Here is a 12,231-nt window from a genome sequence, read left to right as displayed (position 1 = left end):
TTTATAATTGCTTCATTATTTGGTTTTTAACGCATAAAGCAAGGGGTTTATGCGTAAATTTAGAATTAATCGGTCAAATAGGTATAAATGATTCAATAAAGTGAAGGACAATTAAAAATACGTTAATAATAAGGCAGATAAACACCATAAATTTTAACAAGCTGGTATTTAAAAAAGGTTTAGTGGTAAGTATTTAATGCGCGCACGGTTTGTAACCTAGTTGCCTAGATTACAAACCGCGGCGCAGTTTAGCTTTTACAAATATAGCAAAGCGATTATTAAGCTTTAGGCTCTGGTGTTAAGTTCTCTTCTTGCCTTAGGTAACCTGCGGCCTCTTCATCCTCTTTTGTTATTGCTTGCTGAGTAGGTATTGCACGGGTTTGTTGGTTTAATTGATGTATTTGCGATGCATTACCTAAATCGCGCTCACTGGTAATTGAAGCAATTGATTCGCGGTCTTTTAGAAAGGCAATTACATCATTTTTAATGGCTTGTAATTGACCTTCATCTTTGTGCATTTCCATTATATGGCGAGGATGTTCAAGGTTTTTCATACCGGTGGCAGCAAACGTGCTCGTAATAACACGAGAGACAATGACCCATGGCGTGATACTGCTGCGCACTAAGGTGTTTTCTGAGCGAGTGCTGTCGTGAATACCTGTACCCGTTGAAATTTTAGATTCGGTAAATGTACCTTCACATTTAAAGTACACAAGTAATGATTCAAACTGCATTTCAGCAAAAAATAAATGAGCACAGTTAGCCAGTAAACGAGCAAAGGCTTTAATAATCCCTGCTATTATTAAAATATGAACACTGCTCATTAGTAAGCTACTAAACTGTATAACATTTTGGTTATTAAACGCTTGCTGTAAATTATTAATATTAGCGCTATCTATGTAGTAATAAATATCTATTAATGAATAGGCTAACAACACCGTTAATACTAATGCCACAATATAAAGTAAATTAGCACTGATTAGCGCAATTAATCTGGCTAGGGTAAAGTTTTTACCTAGCTCCATAGCATGTAGTTTAGGCTGAACCTCTTGAATCATTTCGCCTTTAAAACCGCCTTTACCTTCTATTTGCTCTTGCAGTTTTGGGTCTAGCTCGCGGTAAACTCTATTAGGCACTTCTTTGTAGCGTCTATTTGCCATGACAAGATTATCAAGGTTTATAAATACTTCATCAGGGTGAACAGACTCTTGCCAGTTTTCACGTAATTCTGACACTTCGGCGGTAGGGGTCACTGCGTTTAAGCGTGCTTTGATCATTGTAAATACTAATGCGCAGCTTAACGTTGCTAATATAATAATGGCAATGAGGTAGATGCCAGCATGCAAGTTTGGCAGTTGTGCCAGCCACGCGTCTATTTCTTGTTTGCTGATATGTTGCTCTTGCATTAGCCACGACATAGAAAGGCCAATAACAATCGGCAAAATAAACGACAACGAAATAATTTTAGCTAATGTACCGCCTCCCAGTGCTTCAATGTTTCTTTCAGCATTGCGAGAGATAGGTTTGCTACTTGAGCGCCAAGAAAAAAGCACATAAAACATTAAAATAGCACTGTAAACCGGAAAGGCTAATTCGCCGGCTTCCCCAGTAAAGCCCGACAGCGAAACAAACGCAACTAGCCCATAAGCAACTAAAGCAACAAGCGTGCTCACCCATGAGCCAAATAATCGCTGCGCAACATTTCGAATTGGGTAAGGTAAAAATAACAGTTTGGGAATTAAGCTGTGTAACAAACGAGATAAAAACCCGTTAGGCTCTTTAAAGGTACTGTTTTTACGACCAACCAGCATTTCTTCGAGTGATTGGGCGTTATAGGCTACTTCTTTTTTTTCTTCTTGCGCGGTAGAGCTCTCAGACTTACTAAAATTATACGCAAGCGATGTAGGGTGGTTTCTGCCTACAAAGTATTTTAAGGTGGCATAAATACCTGACGATAAAGAGCGAATACCAAGCGCTAAAATAAACATGCCAAATAACATTAAAATCCAGCCTGCGGTGGTACTTTCTTTCACCGAGCTTGCAGCTATAACAAGTAAACTTACGCCTGCTACCGACTCAATAATACCTCTTAGCGCGGTTACTTTACCTTCCAACTTAAAGGGGTTTTTTAACCCAAGATCAATAGAACCATAATCAAATGCCATTGTATGCTCCTTGTAAACAGCACATTATTTAAGGGGGTTACCAGTTTTGCAATAATACTTAATCATTTGCGAGGGCAAACCTAGTGTTAGCTATGTTTTTCCGGGCTCAAATAGACTAATTAATTAAGCGAGTTGGTATTATTATCCGTGTATATTTTGGCCAAAATGAGCATAGCTAAACGGTACCAAAAGGTGCAGTTTATATACTTAAGCAGGTAATTAAACTAAACGGATTTTTATATTATTGTTCAATTTTTGATTATATATCAATAACGTTGTTCAGTTTAAGGTTATTTTACAGTGATACCTTTATTGATGATGGTTTAAGTTGCTAGGAGCATAAATGAAACTAATCTACGTCGATGATAATTTACCCGGTATAACCCGTAAGCGTAAAAACAAAACGTGGCTGTACTTTGACCCAATAGGAAAGCAAATCACCGATCAAAAAGTGATTGATCGTTTAAATGCGTTAGCGTTTCCGCCCGCCTACAAAAATGCTTGGTTTTGCCCTGAAGAAAATGGCCATATTTTAGTAACCGGGATAGATAGTAAAGGCCGTAAGCAATACCGTTACCATGAAGATTTTAGAGCTCAACAAGAGGCGAAAAAATACCAAGCCTGTGGGGTGTTTGGCAATAAGCTGCCATTACTGCGTGCCCGTTTAGAAAACGATTTACAAGGGAATGAGCTCAGCGTAGAGCGCACATTAGCTGCGGTAGTTAGGCTTATGGACTTAGGTGCATTGCGGGTAGGTAACGAGCGAAATGTAAAGCAAAACAAAAGTTTTGGCGCCACAACCCTGCGCAATCGCCATGCTAAGCTTACGGGTAAAAATATACAGCTACGGTATCGGGCTAAATCGGGCAAAGAGCGCGAGGTAAACATAACCGACAGAGTGCTTAGCCATGTAATTAAAGACCTACAAGATTTACCCGGTCAGCATTTGTTTCAATATATAAGCGATGGAGAGCGCACAAACGTAACCTCTAGTGAAATTAACCATTATATTCAACAAATAATGGGTGAGGACTTTAGCGCTAAGCACTTTAGAACCTGGCGAGCCAGTGTTATTGCCTTTAAGCAACTTGTAAAAGCAAAAGGCGCACTTAGTTTAAAAAGTATGCTCGAGAGCGTGTCTGAGCAGCTAGGTAATACGCCCGCTATTGCCCGTAAATCGTATGTTCACCCGGATTTAATTGCCTTGTGTAAAGAGGATGAACAAACCCAAACAGCGTGGCGAGAGTCGCTTTCTTTACCGCGAAAAACAAAATACTTGAGTCGTTATGAGCGTGGCTTTTTGGCCTTTTTAAAAGACTAATTGCTATAGCAACTTTACACACTACAGCAACCAAATTACATAATTGCGTAGTTGAAGTGTTTTTTAATTACCATGTAAAATTTTAAAAAGTTATTAAATTTCAGTGTGTTGTATTTTTATTTTATTTTGGCACCTGCATTGCACCTTCAAATTACTGTTAAGCAGTAAGTACAAAAGCATTTATCAATGATATTTAGCGAGGAGGTACAAAGTGAAGGGGTTATTTTCAAAGGCATTGTCTACAAAGGTAAAGCACATTACGTTACACGCTACGCTTGCAGGCTGCGTTAGCGCCATGCTAACAGGGCAAGCGCTAGGCAGTGCAGATCTTGAAAGTGTGGCACTTGCCAACTCTTCATTAACCACTTACAACTCGCAACAACAATTGCAAAATGGCGATTATTATTTTGATCAAAATGCAGCACAGTTAATCGCGCGCACCGAAAAAGCAATTAACTGGTACACAGAAATAGTTAACAGTGGCGGGTTTACCCCTTTATACACTAATGAGTTGCTTGAACTTGGCAGCACTAGTAAAGCGGTGAGTCAGTTGGCGCTGCGTTTGTATCAAGAGCGTGACTTAACCAGCAATGTATGTGACACCGCAATGTGCACATTTGATAAAACCATTGAGCAGGCTGTGCAACAGTTTCAGCGTCGCCACGGTTTAAAGGTTGATGGGCGAGTAGGAAAGCGCACCTTAGCTAAGCTTAATGTACCCGCTAAGAAAAAATTGGCTAAATTAAAGCTTAATTTTTACCGCATAACTAACTTCGCAGGCTCAAGTGATTCGCAGTATGTGTACGTAAACATACCTGAGTACACATTGCGCTATGTAAAAGCAGGCGAAGTAAAACTACAAAATAACGTTATTGTGGGTAAGCCGAGCTGGGAAACACCTGCCTTTAGTGACGAAATCGAAAAATTTGTAGTAAACCCTGAGTGGCGTATACCAACCTCTATTGCAACCAAAGAAATAGCACCAAAGGTGGCAAAAGATCCTCAGTACCTTGCTAAAAATAATATCGAAATTAGAAAAAACAGCTACCTAGATTCTAAAACAGTTAACCCCAGTAATATTGATTGGCAGTCTATTAAGCCCTATCAGTTTGATCACTTTTTAGTTAAGCGTGCAGGGGATAAAAACCCACTTGGCGAAGTGAAATATCTGTTTCCAAATCCTGAAGCCATTTATGTTCACGATACTCCAGCAAAGCAGCGTTTTAACCAAGCGCAGCGTGCGCTATCACATGGCTGTATAAGGGTTGAAGAGCCATTTTCATTGGCGCGTGAAATAATTAAGCACCAAGGTGAAGAGCGCACTCTTAAGCAAGTGGATAAAGCCAGAGATACCGATACCACTCAAACTTTTTATTTAAATGAGCCCTTACCTATTCATTTGGTGTATTGGACGGCGTGGGTTGATGAAGACATGCTCGTTAATTTTAGAGACGATATTTATCAACATGACGCAAAAGCATTACTTAAAAACGAAGATCAGTCAGTCATTGCTGCATTGATAAAATAGACTATGAGAGGATTTATGCCGTTTATACCACGTATTTTAGGCTGCATATTAGCGCTTTGCGTAAGCGTAGGTAGTTATGCCGCCGAGCCCGTGAAAAAAGCACACCCAAGCGTTGATATTCAAAATAAAGCAAATTTTGAAGATGCAGAGTTTAGCCTAAAAATTAACGACATAGTAATGCCGTATTCGGTGTTTTCTGTATTTGTGATGCCTAATGAGGCAGTTGAGTTTGAAGTGCTTTACGCACAATCAAAACGACCCTATTCATTACTTAATAACCATAGCAACGCCACCTTAACTGATACAAACCGCTGGCAGTGGCAGGCGCCTAAAAAGCCTGGCTTAACACGGGTAATTATTGAATCCCCCGACAAAAAGCAACGTATGACAATTAATGTGTTTGTTAAAGTACCTGCAGATGAAGTACAAGGTGGAAAGCTTAAATATTACCACATTGGCCATTACCCAACGCCCTCACAAATTAAAGATAGTAAGCATTACATAGTGCCCGATGGTTTTGTAAAGGTGACCCCAGAGAACGAAAATATAAAAATATCACCGCATTTTTCTCTTAAAGAATTTGTGAGTAAGCAACGAAGTAAGCACCCTAAATACTTATTCTTACAAAACAAGTTGTTACTTAAACTTGAAAAAATACGCAAAGAGCTGATTTTAGAAAACATACCGGTTAAAAATATGGTGGTAATGAGCGGTTACCGCACCCCTTATTACAACAAAGCCATTGGTAACGTAAAGCTTAGCCGCCATGTGTTTGGCGACGCTGCCGATATATTTATAGATAACGATGGCGACTACCGTATGGATGATATAAACAACGACGGCAAGCACTCTATTGGCGATGCACAAGCTATGGCTGGTATAGTGGAGTCGCTCGCTAAGCGAGAGTCATTTAAAGGCTTACTTGGCGGTTTAGGTGTTTACGGGCCAAAATCACATCGCGGTGCATTTATACATGTTGATACGCGTGGTTTTAAAGCGCGCTGGGTGAGTAAGTAATATATGTTTCATGGTTAGTAATCACGTTAGCATAAAAAGTATTGGCAATTTTTTTGCCAATACTAAGCAGGTCATTGTTAAATATTGATTACCTTTTACCTTTTACCTTTTACCTTTTACCTTTTACCTTTTACTCAAAATTTAAGTGCAAAGATTTAACTCAATAACAGCCATGTTATTAAAACACATAAGGTATAAGACTCGTTCAAACCAATTAAGCGAAGGTTGAAGATGTCTGAAATTAAACGGTTCCAAACTTCTTTAAATAGTGCCGACAAAATACAGGCGCTTATAATCCACATTGCTAGCAGTAGCACCATTTTTACTGTGAATGTTTGTATATAAATATCAATAAGGCTATTCCTTTGATATGTATTCCCTACATCAAACGTCATTAACGTATACAACAAGCTAATAGCCCACAAAGCTATGGTTGCAAAGATATTAAAGCGCGTGGTAATTCCTTTTTTCATTAAAGATAAGTCCTTTTTAATTAAAGTTAGCTTTACTTTTGTAAGTTACCATTAATGGTACGGCGGTTCTACTGCAGCATAAAAGTTTCGTACTCAAGCTCTTCAAATTGTTTTGATAGCCAATAAAGACCAATTACAGATGTAATTATGGTCGAGAGCGCAAAACCGTAACCATAAAACTGTGGCCCTAATGCAATTGAGGCAATCGTAAATACGATATTGATAAACAAAAACAGACCAGATAAAAATAATACGGTGGCACGCTTATCTAAGTAAAATAAAATATTTAAGATAGACAAAAATATAACCTGTACACCTACACCCACCACATCAATAAACAGCAGTGTTTTATAGTTAGGGTCTATGCCTATAAAGGTCAGTATTTGCTCACCCCACAGTAATAAGCACGCAACGGTTATACCTTGGATTTTAAATATATCGTAAAGGCCGCCTTGCGCTGTTTGCACCATTTTATCTTTTAGGTAAAAAATTTCTTCAAGCGATGAGCCACCTCTAATGGCGGTATAAAAACGGTCGTATTGTTCTACAAAGTCGGTTTCCATTCTGACTAAAAATACCGCCATTCCAGGAATAATGGTTAAATAGGCTAAAAATATAGGCAAGTCGTAAATAGGGCTTGCTCTTAATGTGCCTATAATTTGAATAGAGGTAGCGGGGGAGTACCAAAAAATAATTTTATCGGCCCACACGCCTATGTTGTAAAAAAGCCCACAAAAAAATAGGCTGTAATACACTTTTTTGTTGTTTAAAAAATCAAAACTAATGAGTTTACCGCCAGGGTAGCGACGAATAATCATAAACAAAAAGCTAAAAAAGAGCAGCGCTTCACCGGCAAAAAAAGCAAAAAACAACCCGTCTATTTGCCAGTCGCGCAGTAAAAATGCCAGTAACACCATAAAGCTGTAACCGCTTAACATGGTTACTAAAATAAGCCGGTACTCCTTCATTCCCGACAAAAATATAGCGCCAAGCCATTGGTTACATAAGCTTACAAACGCCCCTAATATTATTATTTTAGTCACAACAGATAGCGGTAGTATTGGCCATACAGCTAAGCCAATCAGTAATGCGGCAAGGGTGGTAACAAGCTGCGCGCCAAGTAAATTAGGCAGTACCTGCTCGTCCTTTTTTTGAAAAAACAGATCGGCAACAAAACGCGTTAATAATAGCTGCAGACCGCCGGTTAATATAAGGGACGCTGCCATCATATACGTAATAAGCGTTAAAAACTGAATAATTAATACTTTTGGCAGCACGACACCTAGGCTTAAAATACCAATTAGCATGAGCGCAATGATAGAAAGCAGCCAAGGGCCTGAGCCTATTAATCCCGCATAACCGTATGCTTCAAAAACAGAGAGTAGGGTGTTTTTTTTGAGAATTTTACGTATCTCAAAACCTATTCCGGCCATGCGATTGTATCCTTGTAAAGTTTATCGTAGCGGGCAAACATATGGCTCTCGTCGTAGTATGTTTTAACACGGTTGAGGCCGTTTTGTTGGTACTGATACCATGTTTTCTCATTTTCCAATAGGGTGATTATTTGCTGTGCGGTCTCGCTGGGTGAGGCAATAGAAACTACTTCGCCAGCTTTACCAAGGGCCCTATCTTCCTCGCTTGCCCCTTCTATTATTTCTCGGCACGAGCCCACGTCACTTGCAAGTACAGGTACGCCTGCTGCCATTGCTTCAAGCAGCACTAATGGTTGAGCTTCAGAAATTGAAGTCAACGCAACAATACCTAGCTTTGGGAGTATTTCGACGATGCTTTTCATGCCGGTAAACGTAATGTTTTTGTCTAAATCTAGGCTGCTTACTAGTAGCTGGCACTCTTTATAATACTGTGGGTCTTCCTCAAAAGGGCCTATGATCCAGCCTTCGATGTCTGGCAGTTCGGCTTGGACCTCTTTAATGGCACGAATAAAGGTTTTAATATCTTTAATTGGCACTACACGGCCAATTAACCCAACCACCATAGGGACCGGTTTAGGTCTCGCGTCAAGCGCATCAGCAAAGCGTTTTGTTTTTATACCATTAGGCACTACCGAGGCTTTACTTTCGCTGGCACCATCTTTAATTTGCCTTTGTCTATTCCCTTCATAAAGCGAGATGATTTTGTCGGCTTGATGATAAGTAGTACGGCCAATTTGCTCAAAAAAGCTGATCCACATTCGGCGAATAAAGCCCATTTCAGTATTTAGGTTTTTACCTAGGCTTTGTTCAGACTCTTTTATCCAACTTGCCTGTATTAAATCTATTTTACGCTCTTTAGTGTAAATACCGTGCTCGGTAAGCAAAAATGGCGTGTTGTGTATAACGCTTGCACCTGCGCCCAATATGCCAGCATAGCCTGTCGAAATCGAATGAATAAGTTTAACATCGGGGAGTGAACGGGCTATTTCGGCTATTTGAAACAGTGGCTTATACAAATTTCTGTACGACCAAAAAAAGTCGATAAATGACGATTCATCGCAATAAGTTAAATAATAGTTTGCCAGCACCTGCCACGACGACTCGCTGTATAAAAAATCGGCTTCGTTGATACCGTCTTTTCTAGCTAGATTTTCAAAGGCAAACTTTACCAACTCCGTCGGTATTGGGTCTTTACAGTCACGGAAATACCCTTGCAATTGCTGCCAAAAATCAAACAGTTCTTTTTTATATTTAACGCCATGTTTCGCTTTTATTTTTCTACTGTGTTGCGTAACTAAATAATGCACATGCAGCTTAGTTACATTACTTGGTAGCGTGTACTGAATGTCGCCGTAGTGTTCGGGTGCGCCACCAACAAACACTAATTCAAAGTTATAGTGAGGCAGGCCTTCTATAATTTGGTGTACCCAGCTTGATACGCCGCCCCGTACATAGGGGTAAGTGCCTTCAAGTAAGAGTAAAATATCGGCTTTTTTTTCACTCATGCCAATACTCCTGTAAATGGCGTAACTCAGAGCCTTTAGGCTGTAGTGCTAGCTCTTCAAGATAGCGCTGACAGTCTGTGTAATTGTGTAATCCAAAGGCGACTTCGGCTTTATAAGGTAATACGTGGCGTCTGGCCATGCCTAATTGCGTGGCTAAATTTAAGCTTTGCTGCGCCTCATTTAATTTACCGAGCGCAAGTTGAATTCGCCCTAAAAACACATAGCTTGCTGGCTGCGGGTTAAACTTTATACTTGTTAAGGTTAGTGCTTCTGCTTTTTCTAGTACGTACTTTTTTAGTGCGCCTTGTGCTAAGCCTAAGTAACTAAGCTCCCAATAAAGCTCGGCTTGTTGGCGTTGCAGATTGCTCAATTTAGGTTGTTGCGTGGTATTGGCTATAGCGTGCTGGCATTGGCTTATTTTTTCGTTCAGTTTAGTTTCTTTGCTATCAAGAGTTGAATAGGCAAGTAAGCGAATATCATCTTCTAAGTCTTTTAAAGCCAGTTTGAGTATAGGAATAGCTTGGGCATCGCTCATGTGCCGTGCAGCCATTACTGCACTTAGGCGTTTATTTGGCTCACTGGCGTGTTTTAAAATAGCTTTTAGTCCGCCCATAGAGTAAATAGGCGTTGCTGAGACACTTCTTGCTTCAAAGGGCAGGGCAGGAACCTTGTGCTCTACAATATCAATATCGTTGTTTTTAAGCGGTTTACTAAGGGCAAAAGTAATGGCAAATACCACCCCTAAAATACCAAATACAGGCAAGGTAAATAGCAGTAAAAATAACAGCGCTGAGCCACTTTTTAAGGTGGTTTTGTATTTGTTAGGAATAAAAGCATGGCTTACAAAGGTAAAGCACAGGCTAGCAATGCCATGTAATAAAACAATTAACAGCCAGTTAGGCGCATCTAAAATATGCGCAAAAGCAAAGTATTCACATAAACAGCCAATAAAAGTGGCAACGATAATTTTAATCATGGGATGCAACTAACTTAGCGATGTGTTCGCTGCTTATAGGCAATGCCATTTGTTCTTCTATTTTAATTTGTAGTTGCTCAACGGTTTTACCAAAGTGCTCGATACACCAAGTATTAATACGCGATATAAAGCCACTTTTGTCCAGTTCACTTGCCATTGGCATAAGCAGTAAAAGTGTGTGGTTTTGACTATCGTAAAGATAAATATCTAGACCTCTGCGAGCTTCACTTAAATACTCTAATAATTGGCGCGACTCTTCACTTGTTTGCATTGCTTTGAGTTTAAGCAGCTGCGAGGGAATATTATAGCGTTTAGCTTCTTTGTTGGCCCTGCGTAGTTGCCTTACAAAATAAGGGGTTTCTTGTGGGGTCATTACCGGGTTGGTAATTTCATGACGCAGCAAATCGCCAATGTTACCGGCCATAACAGCTAGCAAAGTAAGTGTGGTATTTTTAAGGGCAAAAAATTGAATGCTTTGTACTAAAATTACCCCGTAAATAGTGTTATTAATATCAACCAGTGGGATAGCAATATGGTATTGGCTAAATTTATTTTTAACCTCTTTAACAGAAACCAGCTCGCGCTCTTCAAACATGGCTTTAATAAGGGGGTCTTCCATATTTAGCTCGCCCATAGCACCTATGCTTGCTAATGGCTGCTCTATTATGGTGTTGTTTTCTACTTTATAAAGCGCTGCTTTTTCAAGTGAGCCATATTCAACAAATAAGTTTAAAATGCTGTTTGCCGCACTGTCTAAGCGTCTTTGTGTTAGTTGCCCTATAACGGCCCGTACTGCTTGGAGCGATTCGCGCAGGCTAAGAGTATGACCTGCTAACATTTGCTCAATCCGGTCGTGGGATGAGTTTATTAAATGGTATTGGCGGGTAAAGGTTTCTAATCGGTTAGTTACATACTCAAGCTCAATACTTTGCTGTTGATTAGTGCGCTCCCATACATCTCTGAATTCGCCAGCAATCATAATTACAATTAAATAACCAATCATGGCGTTAATATTAAATTCGTTAGGTTGCGCTAATACTTCGCTTTTGCTTAACAGCAATTGCCCGGCTAATAAACATAATATGCTTATAAAGCCTTTTGAAAAACCATAGCGCAAAGCCACTAACAGCGGCCCAAGTACGGGCCACGAAAACCCATTTTCCGTCCAAAAGGGATCTTCGGCGTTAAATATAACCGGCAGCACAATTGCAAGCGCGGTAAATATAATTACCTCAGCCCAAATTTGTAGCTCAGGGACCTCTCTTGGTCGAAAAAAATGTGTTTTCACTCACTAACCTCAATGTACGAAATTAAATCGGCGATGACATCTTGTGCTGTCGCTGCAATACTGTCGCGGCCCCAACCACTTTTTGCGATAGTGCCTGTCCAAAGTGGGGTTGTTTGACCTTTAGCCGTTAAGCTAAGTGTAAGTGCGACTACCGGCTCGCCGTCTAGACCCGCTTTATAACGCCATTCTTCTATGCTACCTGATAACACATAATCTGTTTGCTGTGTGCTTAACCACTGCATGGCGTTATCAAGACGGTATTGATCGTCAAGTGGCGGAAGGTCTTTAGTGTTACTGCGCGGTGCACGTAATAACGTAGGAAGCTTATTTTGCTGCCAAATACTTGCAAGTATATCTTCTGCACGTTCACCGGCTAAGGGGGTTTGCGCATGATTTACCAAAGGCATTAAAGCCACGGTAGTTGATGGACCTAGCTCTACATCATCAGCCACACGGCTGGTGGTACATGCACTGAGCACTAATACCAAACACGGTATGATTAAACGAAACATATTCTCTCCTAAC

Annotated in this window: 10 protein-coding genes; 3 read left to right on the top strand and 7 right to left on the bottom strand. The window is 40.1% G+C overall.

What is annotated here, in order from left to right:
• Nucleotides 1-278: 278 nt before the first annotated feature.
• A complete protein-coding gene (locus OIZ54_RS06370; RefSeq protein ID WP_264390004.1) occupies nt 279-2,165 on the bottom strand; it encodes a hypothetical protein in 1,887 nt (628 codons plus the stop codon).
• Nucleotides 2,166-2,508: 343 nt separating this feature from the next.
• Here OIZ54_RS06370 and OIZ54_RS06365 point away from each other — a divergent pair, with 343 nt between their 5' ends.
• The 3 genes from OIZ54_RS06365 to OIZ54_RS06355 all read left to right on the top strand — a co-directional run bounded on the left by OIZ54_RS06365 (nt 2,509) and on the right by OIZ54_RS06355 (nt 6,031).
• Complete coding sequence (locus OIZ54_RS06365; protein ID WP_264390003.1) at nt 2,509-3,486, top strand: DNA topoisomerase IB; 978 nt, start codon at nt 2,509-2,511, stop codon at nt 3,484-3,486.
• Between the two features lie 211 nt (nt 3,487-3,697).
• Nucleotides 3,698-5,014 carry a L,D-transpeptidase family protein gene (locus tag OIZ54_RS06360; protein WP_096739207.1) on the top strand — a complete coding sequence of 439 codons (1,317 nt, stop codon included), beginning with the start codon at nt 3,698-3,700 and terminating at the stop codon, nt 5,012-5,014.
• Nucleotides 5,015-5,029: 15 nt separating this feature from the next.
• Nucleotides 5,030-6,031: a D-Ala-D-Ala carboxypeptidase family metallohydrolase gene (locus OIZ54_RS06355; protein ID WP_096739208.1), complete on the top strand. Its 1,002-nt coding sequence runs from the start codon at nt 5,030-5,032 to the stop codon at nt 6,029-6,031.
• Nucleotides 6,032-6,186: 155 nt separating this feature from the next.
• Here the strand turns inward: OIZ54_RS06355 and OIZ54_RS06350 are convergent, their stop codons facing one another.
• The 6 genes from OIZ54_RS06350 to OIZ54_RS06325 form a co-directional block, all read right to left on the bottom strand.
• Complete coding sequence (locus OIZ54_RS06350; RefSeq protein ID WP_064385240.1) at nt 6,187-6,504, bottom strand: hypothetical protein; 318 nt, start codon at nt 6,502-6,504, stop codon at nt 6,187-6,189.
• Between the two features lie 68 nt (nt 6,505-6,572).
• Nucleotides 6,573-7,937: an exopolysaccharide Pel transporter PelG gene (gene pelG, locus OIZ54_RS06345; protein WP_264390002.1), complete on the bottom strand. Its 1,365-nt coding sequence runs from the start codon at nt 7,935-7,937 to the stop codon at nt 6,573-6,575.
• Nucleotides 7,925-9,442 (bottom strand): GT4 family glycosyltransferase PelF, encoded by a 1,518-nt coding sequence (gene pelF / locus OIZ54_RS06340; protein WP_264390001.1) that lies wholly within the window; start codon nt 9,440-9,442, stop codon nt 7,925-7,927. Before pelF ends, pelG begins: the two co-directional genes overlap by 13 nt.
• Nucleotides 9,435-10,418, bottom strand: coding sequence for a tetratricopeptide repeat protein (locus OIZ54_RS06335; RefSeq protein WP_138684447.1), 984 nt, complete (start codon nt 10,416-10,418; stop codon nt 9,435-9,437). Before OIZ54_RS06335 ends, pelF begins: the two co-directional genes overlap by 8 nt.
• Nucleotides 10,411-11,706 (bottom strand): PelD GGDEF domain-containing protein, encoded by a 1,296-nt coding sequence (locus OIZ54_RS06330; protein WP_264390000.1) that lies wholly within the window; start codon nt 11,704-11,706, stop codon nt 10,411-10,413. The genes OIZ54_RS06335 and OIZ54_RS06330 overlap by 8 nt, the downstream gene beginning before the upstream one ends.
• The gene (locus OIZ54_RS06325) at nt 11,703-12,218 is read right to left on the bottom strand and encodes a hypothetical protein (protein WP_055252862.1); all 516 of its coding nucleotides are present in this window, start codon (nt 12,216-12,218) and stop codon (nt 11,703-11,705) included. Before OIZ54_RS06325 ends, OIZ54_RS06330 begins: the two co-directional genes overlap by 4 nt.
• Nucleotides 12,219-12,231 lie beyond the last annotated feature (13 nt).

It is taken from the genome of Pseudoalteromonas sp. A3 (assembly GCF_025942345.1).
Taxonomy (GTDB): domain Bacteria; phylum Pseudomonadota; class Gammaproteobacteria; order Enterobacterales; family Alteromonadaceae; genus Pseudoalteromonas; species Pseudoalteromonas atlantica.
This window is presented reverse-complemented; position numbering and strand designations above follow the sequence as displayed.

Coding starts and splice junctions, on each gene's coding strand:
- pelF (WP_264390001.1), bottom strand. CDS start 9,442: ATGAGTGAAAAAAAAGCCGATATTTTACTCTTACTTGAAGGCACTTAC.
- pelG (WP_264390002.1), bottom strand. CDS start 7,937: ATGGCCGGAATAGGTTTTGAGATACGTAAAATTCTCAAAAAAAACACC.
- OIZ54_RS06325 (WP_055252862.1), bottom strand. CDS start 12,218: ATGTTTCGTTTAATCATACCGTGTTTGGTATTAGTGCTCAGTGCATGT.
- OIZ54_RS06335 (WP_138684447.1), bottom strand. CDS start 10,418: ATGATTAAAATTATCGTTGCCACTTTTATTGGCTGTTTATGTGAATAC.
- OIZ54_RS06350 (WP_064385240.1), bottom strand. CDS start 6,504: ATGAAAAAAGGAATTACCACGCGCTTTAATATCTTTGCAACCATAGCT.
- OIZ54_RS06355 (WP_096739208.1), top strand. CDS start 5,030: ATGCCGTTTATACCACGTATTTTAGGCTGCATATTAGCGCTTTGCGTA.
- OIZ54_RS06365 (WP_264390003.1), top strand. CDS start 2,509: ATGAAACTAATCTACGTCGATGATAATTTACCCGGTATAACCCGTAAG.
- OIZ54_RS06370 (WP_264390004.1), bottom strand. CDS start 2,165: ATGGCATTTGATTATGGTTCTATTGATCTTGGGTTAAAAAACCCCTTT.